The sequence below is a fragment of the Pseudomonas sp. SYWMCR5 genome (assembly GCF_057197165.1).
The window spans coordinates 597,174-614,558 of record NZ_JBXUNH010000002.1 but is presented as its reverse complement, the minus strand read 5'-3'; the positions used below and the strand labels follow the sequence as shown (position 1 = coordinate 614,558).

The window sequence follows — 17,385 nt, the reverse complement described above, 5'->3', positions numbered from 1 at the left end:
TCAGTTCTCGATCTGGTTTTCAGGCGTTGCGGTGGCATGGAAGGGGCAGCGCGAAGGTTTGAGCGAGCCCATCTCCTGGAGTTGATATTGCTTCCATTCGAAGTTGTCGTCCTGGCCGAAGAAACCCAGGCTGTCGGGTATTACCCCGTCGTTGTACTGCGCAACCCGTTCACGGATCCGCGCGCGGATGCGCTGGCCACTTTCGGTGCTGGCACTGGCCACTTCGTCGAAGCTTTCCCGTGGATTGATGACGAAAGCGATGCTGTTGCCCAGGTTGCGGCTTTTCATCTGGCGATGGGCGGGAAAACTCATGTTGATGAACAGTGGCATGCCGGCAAAGCAGAATGACCATTGGGTGTCATGCGGGTCACGGGGCACATCCTGCGGCCAAGGCTGGGGATCGCGGGCGTGGACCTGCTGGAGGATCTTCCAGGCTAGCGCTTGCTGTTCGGCCAATGTGCCGTCGATGGTGGTTTCAAGAAACACCAGCAGCGGGTTGCCGATGCGCTGCTTGAGCGGGATCGGCGCGATGGTGCGGACATAGTCGGCGAGACCGCGGGCGATGTCATTGGCAGGATCATCGGCGCGTGCGAAAAGAATGTGGCAGGTGGCGGCGGCGACCGCCTTGCGTCCGAAGAGGCAGGGAAAGCCAGGGTTGCCGAGGATTTCCTTGAAGTGCTCTATGGTCTTGTACGTCCAATGCTGCTTGTTCCGAACATGTTCATCGGCCAGCTCTAGCGCATCCAGGCGATAGCAGTTTCCATAACCCGTAAACATGGTTTCCCCAGGAAATTTCTATAAAGTGGTTTTTCTGCCTTATCGCGGCGTGTTGGTTAGCTGTAATTGTTATTTACCGGCATTTTCGAAGAACCTCCCTAGGTTGTAAAATGCCTGGAACTATGACCTACTATTAGTTTCACTCATGCTTTGGAAGGCGACGATGTCAGAACGGATTCAAGCCCTGCATGCCTTGCGTGCCTTCGAAGTGGCTTCTCGTTACGGCTCTTTCACCCGCGCAGCGGAAGAACTGGCCTTGACCCAAGGGGCGGTAAGCCATCACATCAAGACCCTCGAAGCCATGTTCGGTTGCGACCTGTTCGAGCGCCGCGGCCCCAAGCTGCGCCTGACCGAGCACGGTCGGTTGCTGGCCCAGGAGCTCAAGGTCGGTTTCAAGATCATCGAGAATGCGTGCGCCTTGTTGCGCCAGGACCGTTACGGCCTGCGTCTGAAAGCCGCCTCTACGCTCACCGTGCGCTGGCTGCTCAAGGCTTTGGATGGTTTCAAGAAGATCGACGACAGCTGTAGCGTGCAGTTGTCGAGCGTCTGGATGGACATCGACACGGTGGATTTCTATTCCGAGCCCTACGATTGCGCCATCCTGCTGGGCAGCGGCAAGTTCCCTGCCGATGTCGAGAGCCTGAAGCTGTTCGATGAGTGGCTGATCCCGGTCTGTCACCCCGACTACCTCCAGGAGCCTGAGCCAGACCTGTCGGTGCTGCGCAACTGCGAATTCCTCCATCCCTCGTCCGATCGCCGAGACTGGCGGCGTTGGCTGGCGCGGGTCGATGCACTGGACATCAGCATCGATCAAGGGCAGGTGTTCGACACCCTTGACCAGGGAATTTCCGCGGCGCAGCAGGGCTTGGGCATTTCGGTGGTCGATCTGGTGCTGGCCAGTGCCGACCTTGCCGCCGGGCGCCTGATCACACCCTTCAAGCAGGCCGTGGCGACGGGCGATGGTTACTACATGACCTGGCTCAAGGCCAGCCCCAAGGCCCGGCAGATGAGCAAGCTTCGTGATTACCTGCTTGGCCAGGTACCAGCGCTGGCGCTCAAGGACATCAACTATCTGTACGGCTGAATACCGTTAAAGCACTTCGCCCAGGCCTGTCACGACGGGCCTGGGCGAATGCGTTCGCGAGGTCAGAAACCGAAGCTGCTCAGCCCCGGATGGTCATCCGGACGACGCCCCAGCGGCCAACGGAACTGGCGTTCCTCTTCGGTGATCGGCATTTCATTGATGCTGGCGTGGCGGTTCTGCATCAGCCCATCGGCGGCGAACTCCCAGTTCTCGTTGCCATAGGCGCGGTACCACTGGCCGCTGTCATCGCGGTACTCATAGGCATAGCGCACGGCGATGCGGTTTTCGGTGAAGGCCCAGAGCTCCTTGATCAGGCGGTATTCGTGCTCACGATTCCACTTGCGGGTCAGGAAGGCCTGTGCCTCGTCGCGGTTGGTGGCGAAGTCGACCCGGTTACGCCAGCGGGTGTCTAGGGTATAGGCGAGGGCAACCTTGGCCGCATCGCGGCTGTTCCAGCCATCCTCGGCCAGGCGGACTTTTTCGATAGCGGTTTCGCGGGTAAACGGCGGCAATGGTGGGCGGGACATCGCGGTACTCCTCATGTGCAGGTCCGGAAGAAGTGGCCTGATGGATGAAGCGTAGGCTCAAGCGTGTTCGGAGAGAATCGATGCTGGTGGCAGTTCATAATTGCGGCAAGTGGAATAATCCGACCCGTTTCAGGGCTCGACCTCGTCCACATACGCTTCGAAGAACCAGTCCGGGATCTCCTCGGTGCGATATTGCAACTGCGTACCGTCGGTGATCTCTGCGAGCCATAGTGCGCTTTGCTGCGAGTTGTCGAATATTGCCCGGCAAGTCGCTTGCTGATGATCAAGGGGGGCTCGAGGGGCATCATAGCGCTGGCGGTGCAGGAAAACATCAGGCGGTGTCATGGCGAAGGTCCTGGGGAGGGCCTATTGGAGACTGGCAGAAGACGCGGTTCAGCGTTTCCCCATTACCTGTAGTCCCCCTCCGAAGAACCCTGGACGGCGCTTACAGCGCTTCGCTGATGGTGCCGTTCGCCACCTTGTTGCGTCCACCCAGCCACACCAGCAGCAGCGCGGTCGCCGCCAGCAAACCGCCGGCCATCGGCACCGCGGCGTAGCCCAGGTCGAGGCTGATCACCGCGCCGCCCAGGGCGGCACCGACAGCATTGCCCAGGTTGAACGCGCCCACGTTGATCGAAGAAGCCAGGCCTGGGGCCTCGGCAGCCGCGATCATCACTCGCATCTGCAGCGGCGGTACCACGGCGAAGGTGAACACCCCCCAGACCAGCAGGGCCAGCGCAGCACCGACATGGCTACCCAGCACCAGCGGCATGAGCAGCATGATCACCGCCAAGGTGCCGAGGAAGATCCGTGCCGCGCCGTCCAGTGACCAGTCGGCCAGACGACCGCCGAGGTTGTTGCCGATGGTGAAACCGACACCGATCAATACCAGGCCGAGTGTGACGAACGCATTGGAGGCGCCGGTCAGTTCCGCGAGCACCGGGGCAACATAGGTGTACAGCGTGAACATGGCGCCTGCGCCGAGCACGGTGGTGGCCATCGCCAGCAGCACGCTGGGGCGGGCGATCACCGCCAGTTCCTTGCGCACGTGGGGCACGCTGCCGCGCTCGCCCTTGGGCAGGGCGTACCACAAGGCACTGATGGCGATCAGGCCGAGTACGGCGGTGCCGGCAAAAGCCATGCGCCAGCCGATCTGCTGGCCGATCCAGGTGGCGGCCGGGACGCCGCCGATATTGGCGATGGTCAGGCCCATGAACATGGTGGCAATGGCACTGGCCTGCTTGTCCTTGGGCACCACACTGGCCGCGACCACCGCACCCAGGCCTAAGAAAGCACCGTGGTTGAGGCTGGTGATCAGGCGCGAGGCCAGCAGGGTGTAGTAGTCCGGCGACAGTGCCGACAGCAGGTTGCCGACGGTGAAGATGCTCATCAGCATCATCAGTGCAGCACGCTTGCCGAAGCGGCTGAACAGCAGGGTCATGATCGGTGCGCCGACCATCACGCCAATGGCGTAGGCGGTGACCAGCATGCCCGCAGTAGGGATGCTGGCGTTGACACCTTCGGCAATGACCGGCAGCAGGCCCATGGGGGCGAATTCGGTGGTGCCGATGCCGAAGGCGCCGATGGCCAGGGCAAACAGGACCCGTTTAGAGGAAAGCGCGCTCATCGGAAACTCCGGGTTATGGCGAATTCAGGAATGTCGGGTGTGGCGTCGACCGCAGTCGACGCCCAAGTGCGGTGTGGGATCAGTCCCAGGCCGGCGCCAGGCCATCCGGGCTGACCTCGCGGCCGTTGCGTTCCAGGTCTGCGATCTGCGCCATGTCTTCTTCGTCCAGGCGCAGGTCACGGGCAAGCAGGTTGCTGGCCAGGTTCTCGCGCTTGGTGGAGGAGGGGATGACGGCATAGCCAAGCTGCAGGGCCCACGCCAGGGCGACCTGGGCCACCGTGGCCTTGTGCTTGGTAGCGATCTTGGCCAGTACCGGGTCCTTGAGCACCTTGCCATAGGCCAGAGTCATGTAGGACGTGACGGTGATGCCCTGTTCCTTGAGGAAAGCCGTGAGCTTGCGGTTCTGCAGGTACGGGCTGAGCTCGATCTGGTTGGTGGCGATCTCGCCCTTGCCGACCACCTCGATGGCCTGGCGGGTCAACTCGATGTTGAAGTTCGAGATGCCGATCTGGCGGGTCAGGCCAAGTTTCTTGGCTTCGGCCAGGGCGCCCATGAACTCGCGCAGCTCGACACCGTTGCCTGGGGCTGGCCAATGGATCAGGGTCAGGTCGACATAATCGGTGCGCAGCTTGGCCAGGCTCTCGCGCAGGCTGGGGACCAGCTTGTCGGCAGCGTAGCTGTCGGTCCAGATCTTGGTGGTGATGAACAGCTCGTCACGAGGCACACCGCTTTCGGCGATGGCCTGGCCGACGTCGGCTTCGTTCTTGTAGATCTGTGCGGTGTCGATGACACGGTAGCCCAGCTCCAGTGCGGACTTGACCGAGTCGATGACGGCTTGGCCGGTGAGACGGAAAGTGCCGAGGCCGAAGGATGGAATGCTCATGGATCTGCTCCTGCTATGGGGGAATTCGGGGTCGATCGAGAGGCATTGGCGCCTGGATACATCGACCATTCGAGTGGGGAGCAGTTTGAAGGTTGCAGCGGGGTTGATTAAGAGGGGCGTGGGGCAAGGTCTTTTGACCTGGAATCATGAATAGCCGGTGATTGCTTCGCGCAGCGGGCATTTCGACGGCCTCAGAGCACATCGGGCCTGGCTGGCAGGCCCGATGTAGCAAGGGTTACAGCGTCCACCTCATGGTGACGGTGAAGTTGCGCGGATCGCCGAAGATGTTGGCCCCGGCCGGGTTGCTGATGTTCTGGTAGTAACGTTTGTCGAACACGTTGTTCAGGTTGCCTTGCACGGTGAAGTGCTTGTTGATCCGGTAGGCTGTCATCAGGTCGGTCACGCTGTAGCCGCCCTGCTGCACACCGAAGCTGGTGTAGGCCCGGCTCTGGGTACGGAAGCCGCCACCGATGCTCCACTGGCTCAGGTCACCCGGCAACTGGTAAACGGTGTTGACCTTGAACAGGTTGTAAGGGGTGTCGCTGTCGAAGCGGTCGCCCTTCTGTTGAGTACCGGTTTCCTTGGTGTACTTGGCGGCGGCATAGGTGTAGCCGACCGACGCCTGCCAGCCCTCGGCGAGCATGCCTTGCACTTCCAGCTCGACGCCCTTGGTCTCGACTTCGCCCGCCGCCTCGTAGCAGCTATCGGAGAGGTCCTGGCAGGACGACTGTGGCAGGGCCTTGGCGAGGTTTTCCTGGTTCAACTGGAAGTAGGCCAGGCTCACGTTCAGCGCGCCGCCGAAGTATTCGCCCTTGATGCCGGTCTCGTAGTTGCTGCCGGTGACCGGATCGAGGATGGAGCCGGTGGCCGAGCGGGATTCCTGAGGCTTGAAGATGCGCGTCCAGCTGGCGTACACCGAGTAGGTGTCGTTCAGGTCGTAGACCACGCCGGCATAGGGCGTGAACTCGCGGGTGGCCTTGGAGCTGTTGCCGAAGGCGTAGGTGCCGGATTGGGTCTGCTGTTCGTATTCATACCAGTCCAGACGCGAGCCAAGAGTCAGCTTGAGGTCGTCCTGGATGTTGAAGCGAACGGTGGCGTAGGTGCTGGACTGCTCGACCTTGCCCTTGCGCGACCAGTTGAAGTCGATCTCGGGCTTGGGCACCGAGCCGAAGTCGAACGACAGCGGATCGACCGGGTAATCGAAGGTGCCCAGCGGGCCGCCGCCAGGGCCGTCGTCGGTGCGGTCGTGGCGGTAGCTGCCACCGAGCACCAGTTCATGGGTGCGACCGAACAGGCTGAATGGGCCGCTGACATAGCCATCGACGCTCTTCTGGGTGTGCTCGTAGGTGTAGCGGCCTACGTTGAGCTGCAGCGTGTCGGCGGCCTGGTCGAGGCGATAGAAGCTGGTGCCGAGCATGTCCATCTCGCCACGCAGCCAGGTGGTATTCAGGCGCAGCTTCCAGTCGTTGTCGAAGCGGTGCTCGATCTCGGCGAAGACGCTCTTGTTCTTCTTGTCCCAGTAGGTCCAGGACGGGCTCATGCGGTGCGAGCGGGAGATCGGCAGGAAATTGCCGTTGGCGAAGGTCGGCAGGCCGGACCAATCGGCGCCAGGGTTGTCCTCGCGGTTGTAGTAGCCGCCCAGGGTGAGGGTGGTGTCCTCAGTCAGGTCGAATTCGGTGATGCCATACATCAACTGGCGTTTGTTGCTGTAGTCGTCGACGAAGCTGTCCTTGTCCTGCAGGGCGACGACAGCGCGACCGCGTATGCTGCCGCTGTCGTTGAGCTTGCTGCTGGCGTCGAGCTCGGTCCGAAAGTTGTTCCACGAGCCTGCGCTGGTGGTGATCGACATCTGCGGCTCGACGGTCGGCCGCTTGCGGATCAGGTTCAGCGTACCCGACGGGTTGCCGGCGCCGACCATCAGGCCGGAGGCGCCGCGCACCACTTCCACGCGATCGAACATCGACAGCATCGAGGTGCCGAGGGTGTCGGTGTCGTAGGCCACCGGCAAGCCGTCGATCATGATGTTGTCGACCGAGGTGCCGCGCGAATAGAAGGTCGGACGTTCACCGCCGGTCTTGCGCAGGGTGAGGCCGGGGGTATACAGCGAGACGTCTTCGAGGGTCTGCATGTTCTGGTCGTTCATGCGCTGGCGGGTCAGTACCGTGACCGACTGCGGCGTGTGGCGCAGGGACGTCGGCAACTTGGTCGCCGTGCTCATCGAGCCTGTGGTGTACGAGCCTGTGCCTTCGGTGGTCTCGCCCAGTACGCCGGCGTTGACGTTGGTCGCCCCCAGTTCCACCGCGCCGCCTTCCCTACGGCCGCTGATGGTCACTGTGGTGCCGTTGACGCTGTAGCCAAGGCCCGTGCCGCCGAGCAATTGGCGCAACGCGGCATCGGGCTCCAGCGAACCCTTGACCGCGGTGCTGCGCAGGCCGCTGATCTGGTCGGGGGGAGTACAGCAGTTGCCACTGGCTTTGCTGCCCAAACGCAATCAACGCGCTACCAAGCGCCTGCTGGGGAATGTTGAAGGCCACTTGCTGGGCCTGAGCAACCATCGGCGCCGCCAGCATCATGCCGACAGCGGTGGCGGGCAAGCCGGACGCCATGAGGCGCCGGACAAGCATGGCCTTTGACAACGGGCGAAGGGTAGGGAAGACGTGCATTGGCAGACTCTGTGATTATGTTGTGGATAATGATTTGCATTACATGTGGTGAGACGCACAAACACAGCAGAACCGGAAAAATCCGGTTCTGTTTTTTTCAGGCGTGTGTTAACTCCTCGACGACCTTGCCGGCCTCCAGCCTCACGAGCTGGTCGGCCATGTCGAAGTAGCGGTCATCGTGGGAGATCACGATGATGGTCTTGCCCAGGCGCTTGAGGTCCGGGAGCAGCTCGGTATAGAAGATGCGACGGAAGGTCGGATCCTGGTCGGCGGCCCATTCGTCGAAGACCAGCACCGGGCGTTGTTCGATCCAGGCATTGACCAGCGCCAGGCGCTTGCGTTGCCCGGTGGACAGGTCGGTGGTGCTGAACTGGCCGTCGCTGACCTTGACCTTGTGGGCGATTTCCAGACGCTCCAGGTACTGGTTGGCATCCTCGGGAATCGCCTGGTCACCCTGCACCAGGTCGTCGAACAGGTAGTAGTCGGCGAAGACCGTGGTGAACAGCTGGCGGTAATCGTCCCGCGATTCGGCATCCACAGCCTTGCCATTGACCTTGATCTGGCCCTGCTGTGGGGCATACAGCCCCAGCAGCAGCTTGATCAGGGTGGTCTTGCCGCAGCCGTTTTCGCCGACGATGAACACGATGTCGCCCAGGGCGATCTTCAGGTTCACAGGCCCAAGGGTGAAGGGGCGGGCATCGCCGACCGGCGGGAAGGCAAAGCCGACATTGCTCAACTCCAGGCTGTGCACCTGCGCTGCGGCCTGTCCGGAGTCGGCCAGCAACAGGTGAGGCTCCGGGGTCGCGAAACGCTCCGACAGCTCGGCAATGCGCTGGAAGGCGATGCGCGCCCGGCCGATGATCGGCAGGGTGCTGATCAGGTGTTCCAGCGGCCCTTTCATGTACAGCAGCACCAGCACGAAACCGCTCATGACGCTGGCATCGGCACTGGGCCACAGCGACTGCAGCACCAGGGCCAGACCGATGACCACGAAGAACAGCATCGAGCCCAGGCTCTTGGCGACCACGAAGGTGTTGATCGAGCGTGTCTGCAGATCGCGGATCCGTTCGGCCGTGTCGCTGATGCCATGCTGGAACATGCGCTGGCGGCGCGGACGGTGGATACGCAGCTCCTTGGCACCGGCGGCGATTGCACTGTAGTGCTTCTGCAACTGGTCTTCGGCATCGCGCGCTGCCATGAACCCACGAATACCGCGGGACTGCGCCACCGACTGGATAGCGATGCCGATGGCCAGCGCGGCCAGCATCATCAGGAACATCGGCCAGGACAGCATCGCCAGGTAGCCCAGGCAGCCCAGGGTGACGGTCAGCGAAATCGCCAGTGGCGCGAAGGCGAAAGCGAAGTCGCTGATGGTGTCCACATCGTGGGTCAGGACCGGGATCAGGCGGTGGCTGCGAAAGCGCTCGATCTGTTCGATCGGTGCCGCCAGCACCTTCTCGCCCAGCTCCTTGCGCAGCTTGGCGATGATGTGCTGGCCCACCTGGTTGGTGCCGATGTCGGAGAGGATGCTGCTGACCAACGCCAGGGCGCACAGCCCGACGAAGCCCAGCACCAGCCCCTGGCTCAGCCCGCCTTCGGTGTGCAGCCCGTTGTTGATGGTGGCCAACAGGGCGGTGACGCTCAAGCCACCGACCATGCCCAGGGCAATCGACAGGGCGACCACCGGCCAGAAGGGCCGCAGCAGCGTCAGCAGCTCGCGCACGGCCCCACGGGGTTGTTTGCTCATCGGAAGGTTCCTGTCTTCAGGCGCTGGTCATGCGCAGTGCGGCCGGGGCGTTGCTGGCGTGCTTGCCCAGGTGCTGATACAGCGACTGACCGATTTCTGCGGCACGTGCCGGCAGCACCGACAGCAGGGTGTCGCTGAGCCCGTGCGAGGCTTCGCAGAAGCCTTGCAGGTATACGCTGGCACCGAACTCGGGGCTCGCCAGGGCGCGGTAGTCGCGGTCGACCTCGAAGTCTTTCAGGTGCTGCTGCAGCGGAGCCAGCAGGTCGCGGTGGGAGCGACGCTCGTAGCCGGTGGCGAGGATCACCGCGTCGTAGCGGTGGGTCTGGCGGACATCGGTGGCCAGGTCGCGCAGGGTCAGCTCGATGCCTTCGGCGGTGTCTACCACTGCTTCGATGGTGCGGCGGCACAGCACGGCATGGCGATACTGATGGGCGACTTTCTGGCGATACAGGATGCCGTAGATGCGCTCGAGCAGGTCGACGTCGACCACCGAGTAGTTGGTGTTGTGGTACTCGCCGATCAGTTTCTCGCGTTCGGCGTGCGGCTGGTTGAACACCAGGTCGGTGTACTCGGGGGCGAAGATTTCATTGACGAAGGGGCTGTCGTCGGCAGGCTTGAGTGCCGAGGCGCGCAGGATCATGTCGACCTTGACCGACGGGTAGCTGTCGTTGAGGTCGATGAAGGCCTCGGCGGCGCTCTGGCCCGAGCCGATCACGGCGATGCGCATTGGCTTGCCGCTGTTGCACGGCAGTTGCTGGAGGGCGCTCAGGTACTGGGAGTGGTGGAACACGCGCGGGTCGTTCTTGAACGGGCGGAAGGCATCGGGAACCTTGGGCGTGCCGCCGCTGCCGACCACCACCGAGCGGGCCCGGCGCTGGTGCTCCTGGCCGTGCTGGTCACGCGAGACCAGGCGCAGGTGATCGACCCGGCCATCACGCAGTTCCGGCTCGATGCGCAGCACTTCTTCGCCATACACCGCCTGGGTGGCGAAATGCTCGGCGGCCCAGCGCAGGTAGTCGTTGTACTCCAGGCGGCAAGGGTAGAAGGTGCCCAAGTTGATGAAGTCGGCCAGGCGCTGCTTCTGGTGCAGGTAATTGACGAAGCTGTAGGGGCTGGTGGGATTGCGCAGCGAGACCAGGTCCTTGAGGAAGGAGATCTGCAGCTCGCTCTGGGTAGCCAGGGTATTGCCGTGCCAGCGATAGTCGCTCTGCTTGTCGATGAACAGCGCGTCGAGGGCGTGGCCGTTGGTTTCGGCGAGCTCTTCCAGGGCAATGGCCAGTGCCAGGTTGGAAGGGCCGAAGCCAACGCCGATGAGGTCGTGGATTTTGTCGGGCGAAGAGGTCTGGCTCATGGTTGCGGTTCCTTGGATGGTCGAGTGGGGGCGCCGCGTGGGGCGCCCCGAGTCCTGCGCAAGTACACCGATAGGAACGAGCCGGGGGTGGGAGAATTTACCGCCGTGTGGCGCCTCAGAGCTCGCGGGCTACCCGGAAACCAAGCCAGTCGCCACGGTCTTCGCGTACCGTGGTGTTGCGGTTGCCCGAACGCGAGAAGATCGGCGCTTCACCCCAGTCGTTGCCACGGATGGAGATCTGCGTGCAGCCCGCCTCGGTGCGCGCGCTGCCGTCGGCGGGGGCGCCGAAATAGCTGTCGTGGTAACAGTCGGCGACCCATTCGTAGACATTGCCGTGCATGTCGTATACGCCGAAGGCGTTGGCCGGGAAGCTGCCGACCGGCGAGCTGAAGCTGTAGCCATCCTTGGGGCCGTAGACGTTGGCGTTCTTGCTGATCTCGAAGTTGGCGTCCGGCTCGAATGGGAACATGCCGGTGCTGCCGCCGCGTGCGGCGTATTCGCGCTGGGCTTCGCTGACCATGGCGTAGTGCTTGCCGGTCTTCTTCGACAGCCAGGCGACATAGCGCTCGATGTCGACGTAGCTCATGCACACCGCCGGCTGGCGAGGGCCTTGCGGGTAGCTGGGCTTGCTGTTGGTGCAGCGCCGCCCAGGACGATCGTCGCCGTCGGCGATGACGATGCCAGTGGCCTTCTGGTAGTCGGCCCATTCACCGGCGGTGATCTGGAAGCGGCTGATGGCGAACGGCTTGGCGAATGTCACCGGGTGCTGTGGACCTTCGTCGTCCTGGCGGCCCATTTCGTCGGGCGGGGTGCCCATGGTGAAGGTGCCGGCAGGCAGCACGACCATTTCCGGGCAGGTCTTGTCGCAGTCGCGGAACACTGTGCCGGGCTGGTCCGACGGCGGCGCGGCCAGGGTCGGCAGGCTGCAGGCGGCCAGCACGGCGGCCAGGGTGAGGCGGTGCAGAGGTGCGCTCATGGGAGATGCCTTGTTCAAAGTTGCTGGGTAATCAGGTTCATGACCCGGTCGATCTGTTCTTCGTCGTTGAGCAGGCCTGGCGCCAGGCGGATGACAGGACCAACGTCGCGTTCGACGGCATCGCACATCACCTTGCCGGCGATCAGCTTGGCGGCGAAGGCATCAGGGTCTTTGCCGGGCACACGGAAGAAGGTGAAACCTGCCGAGAACTGCGCGCTGCGCGGCGTCACCAGCTCGATGCGACGATCTTCAAGCAGGCGCTCCTTGAGCCGGGCGTTGAGCTGGTGGATGCGCGCCTGCACATCGGCCTTGCCCAGTTGCAGGTGCAGCTTGAACGCCTCGCCCAGCGACCAGCGGTATTCGAAGGCGTGGTAGCCGCCGGGGGTCATGATGGTGGCGAAGTCTTCATCGCGGGAGAAGGTGGCGACGCTGGGGGTGAGGTGATCCATGCTGGTCGAGGCTGCGCAGATGATGCCGGTGCCGCGCGGGCCGAACATCCACTTGTGGGTGCCGGCGATGAAATAGTCGCAGTTGAAGTCGGCGAAGCGCTGGTTTTCCACGCCGAAGCCATGCACGCCATCGACCACGTAGAGGATGCGCTCGGCCTCGCTGCGGTCGCGGTTGTGACGGCGCACCAGTTCGCCGATCTCGCCGACCGGCAGCTTGACGCCGCTGCTCGAGTGCACCCAGGTCATGCCCAGCACGCGGGTCTCGGGGCGGATGTTGCGCTCCAGGGTGGTCAGCACCTGGTCGGTGGACACCTCCCAGGGGTTGTCGAACAGGCGGATCTTGCGCACCTGCGTACCCTGGCGCTTGGTACGGAAAGCCAGGGTCTTGTGGGTGGAGTAATGCTCGTGCTCGGTGGTCAGGATTTCCTGCTTCGCGCCGACCTGCAGGCCGCCATAGATCATGGCCAGGCCTTCGGTGGTGCTGCCGGTCAGGGCAATCTGCCGCGGGCCGACTTCCAGGTAGCGTGCGGCCCAGTCACGCACTTCGTCCTCGCGCTGCCATTCGTACTGGCTTTCCCAGTCCATCAGGGCGGCGGGGTTGCGGTCGAGGTCGGCGCGGTGGCGGTCGATCGCTTCCTGCACCGGACGCGGGTGGGCGGTGACCAGGAAGTTGGCGAAGTGGGCGATGTCCGGGTCCAGCGGGAACAACGTGCGCAGGTTGCGCCATTTGTCCGTGCCGGTGAGCGCTGCTGGCGACGAGGTTGCAGCCAGGGCGCCAGGCAGCAGCGGCAGGCTTGCGGCGACCAGGCCGGCCTGCTTGAGAAAGGTACGACGGTTGCTCATGCGGGCAGGCCTTGATCAGTGTTGGGTGGTGGCGACAGGTTGACCGGCTTTTTGCACCTGGTCCCAGACCCGCAGGAAGTTGCCCGCCCAGAGTTTGGCGATATCGGTTTCGCTATAGCCGCGGCTAAGCAGCTCGGCGGTGACATTGCGGATCTCGCTGACATCCTTCCAGCCATCGAGGCCGCCGCCGTCGTTGAAGTCCGAGCTGAGGCCGACGTGGTCGATACCCACTTTCTTCACCGTGTAGTCGATGGCGTCCGCGTACTGCTTGAGGGTCGCCTTGGGTTCTTCTTCAAGAATCCCGTACAGGCTGCTGGCGTACTCGCCGAAACGTGACTCAGGCCAGATGGCGATCACCGCATCGCCCGGCATCAAGGCATTGGCCAGGCCCTGCAGGGGCTGCAGGTCGAAGCGCGAGCGCAGCGCCTCGAGTTTTTCCAGCACCGGCTTTTCCAGCGGCTTGAGGTATTGGCCGAAGCCGACCACCTGGATCACGCCGCCGCTGTCCTTGATCAGTTGCATTTCCTTGTCGGAGAGGTTGCGCGGGATGTCCACCAGCGCCCGCGGCGCGGAATGCGAGGCCACGATTGGCGCGCGGCTCAGGCGCACGACGTCTTCCAGGGCCAGGGTCGACATCTGCGAGACATCGATGATCACGCCCAGATCGTTGAGTCGCTTGACCGCCTGTTCACCCAAGGGCGACAGGCCGCCCAGGGCGTCGGCGGTGTCATTGAAGAACGGCAGTGGGCGCGAGGAGTCGGCCCAGTCGTTGTTGCCGGTGTAGCTGAAGCCGAACATGCGCATGCCGCGTGCAGCCCACAGATCGAGCTGGGACAGGTCATGGCCCAGCGGGTAGGCGTTGAGCATGCTGATGAAGATGGCGAACTTGCCTTCGCCGTTCAGGCGCCGGAAGTCGTCGGGGGTATAGGCGATACCGACCTGGTTGGGGAAGTCGCGGACCATGCCGCTGATGATCTTGTAGCGCACTTCCTGCTGCTGGCGCGCCTCGTCGACGAAGCCCGGGGTTGGGCGGTGCGGGGCGTTGGGGCCGTTCCAGATCTCTGGCCAGCCGAAGATGGTAAGGGCCGCACCGGAAAGACGACCGCGATTGGCCTTGACCAGGTCGAACTGCCCCGGGCCATCCTTGTCGATCTCGTTGCCGGCGCTGCCCAAGTCCAGCGGCACCGTGATATGGCTGTCGAACGAGAGCATGTGTTCATGCAGGGCGTTGGCCTGTTCGACGATCTTGTGCGGGTAGCCGGCATCCTGGCGTTGCCAGTAGAAGTAGCCGGCGGCACTGCCCAGGGCGGCCACCAGGGCCAGAGGCAGGCCTATGTACAGGGCTTTGCGGGAGCGGGTCTTGGTCATTGCCATCTCGTTGCAGGGCTGATCGCAACCGCCTGGCGGGCAAAGGGCGGCGCCGGGCAGGGTTCGGGTATCAGGTGGACGAATGGCGTGGGGAGAGATTTACGTGCAGCAGCGGGTTTACCCGCGAAAAGCCCACCACGGCGGGTGACGCAGGCCTCGCCAGCGCAAGGCCATGGGCGCAGGCAATGACGCGATCAGATCGACAGGCGCACCATCCGGTTGTCCAGCGGCTGCTCCGGTGCGCGGCGCTTGTTCACCACCAATTCGCCAATGGCGATCAGCCGCGTACGCGTGACGTTGCGCGACAGCCCCAGCAACTGCGCGGTATGCACCTGGTTGTAATGGCAGAAGTGATAGGCCGAGCGCAGCAACGCATTCTCTACCTTCTCGTACAGGTCGCCCGGCTGTTCCTCGTACAACCGGCTGAACGCCTGCTGCAGCAGTTCATCGATGCCGCCGCCCCTGCTGGCAGAGGCCGTCGAAGGCGGATCGTCCTGACGCTCCAGGCGCAGGTTCGACAGGCGCAAGTCGCGGGCATGGATCAACCCGTCGCCGCAGGTCAGCAGGCTGTGGTGAATCACGTTCTCCAGCTCGCGGATGTTGCCCGGCCAGCTATAGGCCACAAGCTTTGCCTGGGCGTCGGCTGCCAGCTCCACCGGGCCGTAGCCCAGGCGTTCGCTGTAGCTGCGAATGAAGTGGCGCGACAGCGGCAGGATATCGCCCGGCCGCTCACGCAGCGGGTGCAGCGAGAGGGTGACAACGTTCAGGCGGTAGTACAGGTCTTCGCGAAAGTGCCCGGCGTTGATGGCCTTTTCAAGTTGCACGTTGGTGGCGGCCAGTACCCGCACATTGATCGGAATGCTCTTGCGTGACCCCAGGCGCACCACCTCGCGCTCCTGCAGCAAGCGCAGCAGCTTGACCTGGATGGGCAGCGGCAGGTCGCCGATTTCATCGAGGAACAACGTGCCGCCGTTCGCCTCCTCGAACCAGCCGGCCTTGGACGCCAGGGCGCCGGTGAAGGCGCCTTTCTCATGGCCGAACAGCTCGGCCTCGACCAGCGACTCGGAAAAGGCGCCGCAGTTGACCGCAACGAACGGGCCGTCGCGGCGAGCGCTGAGGTTGTGGATGTGGCGTGCGACCAACTCCTTGCCCGTGCCGGTCTCGCCAATGATCAGGACGCTGGCCTCGCTGGGAGCGACCTGTTGCAGGTGGGCGAGCAGCGCCTGCGACCTGGGGTCTTCGAAGACCTGTGCGGTCGCCCTGATCGAGGTAGCCAATGACGGTGAAGGGGGGAGGGTCAGCAATTGCATGGACGTGCCTTTAGGAATAGAAGGACGGGGCAGGGCGTTTGTCGTTCAGCGCCCACTCGCCGAGCTCATGGATGCGGTAGTCCACCGGATCGTGCAGGGTCTGGGTCCTGAGGTTGCGCCAATGCCGATCGAAGCGCAGTGAGGCATGGGTGGCGCGGGCGCCGGTTACTTCGAACAGGCGGTTGCAGATGTCCAGCCCGTGGCGCGTTGCGGCAACCTTGGCGGTGCCGATGGCCAGGGCCAGGTCGCCACGCGCCTCGGCGCTCAGGTTGTGTTCGAGGGCCCAGGCCGCATCGAGCTGGTCGCTGGCGCGGCGGATCAGCAGGCGCACGCTTTCCAGACCCACCCAGAACTCACCATAGTGGCGCAGCACATAGGGGTCTTCGCGGCTCTCACTGGCGCTGGAACGGAACCAGGGGCGACTCTCCTTCAGCGTGTACTGGCGCGCTTCGTCGAAGGCGCCTTCGGCGATACCCAGGAACAGGTTGGCGAAGTGCAGTTGCGCGATCAACGGACGCAAGGCGGCGAACGGCGTGCTCAGCGGGCCGGGGTCGAGCAGCAGTTCGTTGTGCTCGACCCGCACCCGTTCGAAGGTGGCACTGCCACTGTCGGTCTGGCGTTGGCCGATGTTGTCCCAGTCACCGTGCAGGCTGATGCCGGTACGGCCACTGGGGATTGCCGCGATCAGCAACTTGCCGCCGGCGCGCTCGTCCACCGCCGAGGCGATGAGCATTTCCGAGTCGCTGGCGCCGGAGCAGAAGCTCTTCTTGCCGGAGAATTCGCACCACCCCTCGAAATGCTTGGCCTGGGTTCGCGTATCCAGCGGGTTGAGGGCATTGCCCCAGAACCAATGCTTGCGCGCGGTCTGCTCGAACCAGGGTTGCCATTGGTCAGGGCGGGAGAACAGGCGCACGGTGGCCAGCATCAGGTGGTGGAAACCGAACACGTGGGCAATGGAACTGTCGACCCGGGCGAACTCACGCACCACATCGAAGGTTTCGCGCCAACTCGCGCCCTGGCCACCGAAGGCCGTGGGGATGGCCAGTGACAGCAGGCCGCTGTCGCGCAGGGCATCACGCTCGGCCTTGGGGGTGCCGCCGCGTTCGTCGCGTTCGACAGCCGTGAGGGCGAATTGGGCGGCCAGGTCGCGGGCAATGGCAAGCGCCGGACGCGTGGTGGGGGTCACGGGTGCATTCATGGCGGTCACTCAGGCACTCTTGCGCAGCTGATGGTGGGGGGCGAACAGCGGTACGGCACGTTCGGCGGCCAGGCCGATGCGCGCAGCCAGGGCATCACTGGAAACGCGATAGTCCTGCAGCTCGGCCTGACTGGCATAGACGCCGATGGGCAGGGTCAGTGCCTGCAGGAAACTGAACAGTGGCCGCAACTGATGATCCAGCACCAGCGCGTGGCGCTCGCTGCCGCCGGTTGCGGCCAGCAATACCGGGGTGTCGACCAGGGCGTCCTGGCCGATCAGGTCGAACAGGTGCTTGAAGTGCCCCGGGAAGCTGCCCCGGTAGACCGGCGTGGTCACCACCAGCAGGTCGGCCTGTTCGATGTGCTGCAGTTGCTGCTCGACGGTGTCGGGCAGTTCGCTACGCCACAGTGCAGCACCCAGTGGGCGGGCAATATCGCCCAGCTCGATGAGGTGCGGCCGGATGTGCAGATGCTGGCCAAGCTCGGCGAGGATGGCTTCGGTCAATGCCAGGGTGCGCGAAGGGCGGGAAGTACCACCGGAGATGGCAACGACGTTCAAGGGGGGGGCTCATGGCGAGTCTCC

The 17,385-nt window shown here is 63.7% G+C and carries 16 protein-coding genes; 2 read left to right on the top strand and 14 right to left on the bottom strand.

Annotated features, from left to right (window positions below):
- A complete protein-coding gene (locus tag AC2CGW_RS08600) occupies positions 1-777 on the bottom strand; it encodes a YqcI/YcgG family protein (protein ID WP_186719279.1) in 777 nt (258 codons plus the stop codon).
- Between the two features lie 163 nt (positions 778-940).
- On the opposite strand from AC2CGW_RS08600, the gene AC2CGW_RS08595 reads away from it, so the two are divergent.
- Positions 941-1,861 (top strand): LysR substrate-binding domain-containing protein, encoded by a 921-nt coding sequence (locus tag AC2CGW_RS08595; protein ID WP_186708153.1) that lies wholly within the window; start codon positions 941-943, stop codon positions 1,859-1,861.
- Positions 1,862-1,923: 62 nt separating this feature from the next.
- On the opposite strand, the gene AC2CGW_RS08590 is transcribed toward AC2CGW_RS08595, so the two are convergent.
- The 5 genes from AC2CGW_RS08590 to AC2CGW_RS08570 all read right to left on the bottom strand — a co-directional run bounded on the left by AC2CGW_RS08590 (position 1,924) and on the right by AC2CGW_RS08570 (position 7,383).
- Positions 1,924-2,388, bottom strand: coding sequence for a nuclear transport factor 2 family protein (locus AC2CGW_RS08590; protein ID WP_063544979.1), 465 nt, complete (start codon positions 2,386-2,388; stop codon positions 1,924-1,926).
- A gap of 129 nt (positions 2,389-2,517) precedes the next feature.
- On the bottom strand, positions 2,518-2,733 hold the full coding sequence (locus AC2CGW_RS08585) for a hypothetical protein (protein ID WP_288376659.1): 216 nt from the start codon (positions 2,731-2,733) through the stop codon (positions 2,518-2,520).
- Positions 2,734-2,833: 100 nt separating this feature from the next.
- The gene (locus tag AC2CGW_RS08580) at positions 2,834-4,015 is read right to left on the bottom strand and encodes an MFS transporter (protein WP_484573875.1); all 1,182 of its coding nucleotides are present in this window, start codon (positions 4,013-4,015) and stop codon (positions 2,834-2,836) included.
- A 79-nt stretch (positions 4,016-4,094) separates the two neighbouring features.
- Complete coding sequence (gene dkgB, locus AC2CGW_RS08575) at positions 4,095-4,898, bottom strand: 2,5-didehydrogluconate reductase DkgB (protein WP_186708149.1); 804 nt, start codon at positions 4,896-4,898, stop codon at positions 4,095-4,097.
- A 235-nt stretch (positions 4,899-5,133) separates the two neighbouring features.
- Complete coding sequence (locus tag AC2CGW_RS08570) at positions 5,134-7,383, bottom strand: TonB-dependent siderophore receptor (protein ID WP_484573874.1); 2,250 nt, start codon at positions 7,381-7,383, stop codon at positions 5,134-5,136.
- On the opposite strand from AC2CGW_RS08570, the gene AC2CGW_RS08565 reads away from it, so the two are divergent.
- Positions 7,361-7,531: a hypothetical protein gene (locus AC2CGW_RS08565; RefSeq protein WP_484573873.1), complete on the top strand. Its 171-nt coding sequence runs from the start codon at positions 7,361-7,363 to the stop codon at positions 7,529-7,531. The two genes, AC2CGW_RS08570 and AC2CGW_RS08565, sit on opposite strands and share 23 nt — an antisense overlap.
- Positions 7,532-7,658: 127 nt before the next feature.
- Here the strand turns inward: AC2CGW_RS08565 and AC2CGW_RS08560 are convergent, their stop codons facing one another.
- The 8 genes from AC2CGW_RS08560 to msuE all read right to left on the bottom strand — a co-directional run bounded on the left by AC2CGW_RS08560 (position 7,659) and on the right by msuE (position 17,361).
- Complete coding sequence (locus AC2CGW_RS08560; RefSeq protein WP_484573872.1) at positions 7,659-9,308, bottom strand: cyclic peptide export ABC transporter; 1,650 nt, start codon at positions 9,306-9,308, stop codon at positions 7,659-7,661.
- 16 nt (positions 9,309-9,324) lie between these two features.
- Entirely contained in the window at positions 9,325-10,659 is a 1,335-nt protein-coding gene (locus AC2CGW_RS08555) for a lysine N(6)-hydroxylase/L-ornithine N(5)-oxygenase family protein (protein WP_186664914.1), read from the bottom strand.
- Positions 10,660-10,774: 115 nt separating this feature from the next.
- Positions 10,775-11,635, bottom strand: a complete 861-nt coding sequence (locus tag AC2CGW_RS08550) for a formylglycine-generating enzyme family protein (protein ID WP_484573871.1) — start codon at positions 11,633-11,635, stop codon at positions 10,775-10,777.
- A gap of 14 nt (positions 11,636-11,649) precedes the next feature.
- Complete coding sequence (gene pvdN / locus AC2CGW_RS08545; RefSeq protein WP_484573870.1) at positions 11,650-12,927, bottom strand: pyoverdine-tailoring periplasmic protein PvdN; 1,278 nt, start codon at positions 12,925-12,927, stop codon at positions 11,650-11,652.
- Positions 12,928-12,942: 15 nt separating this feature from the next.
- A complete protein-coding gene (gene pvdM / locus AC2CGW_RS08540; RefSeq protein ID WP_484573869.1) occupies positions 12,943-14,295 on the bottom strand; it encodes a pyoverdine-tailoring dipeptidase-like protein PvdM in 1,353 nt (450 codons plus the stop codon).
- Positions 14,296-14,489: 194 nt separating this feature from the next.
- Entirely contained in the window at positions 14,490-15,605 is a 1,116-nt protein-coding gene (locus AC2CGW_RS08535; protein WP_484573868.1) for a sigma-54 interaction domain-containing protein, read from the bottom strand.
- A 10-nt stretch (positions 15,606-15,615) separates the two neighbouring features.
- Entirely contained in the window at positions 15,616-16,803 is a 1,188-nt protein-coding gene (locus tag AC2CGW_RS08530; RefSeq protein ID WP_186708137.1) for an acyl-CoA dehydrogenase family protein, read from the bottom strand.
- A 9-nt stretch (positions 16,804-16,812) separates the two neighbouring features.
- Entirely contained in the window at positions 16,813-17,361 is a 549-nt protein-coding gene (msuE, locus tag AC2CGW_RS08525; protein ID WP_484573867.1) for an FMN reductase, read from the bottom strand.
- Between the last annotated feature and the right edge of the window lie 24 nt (positions 17,362-17,385).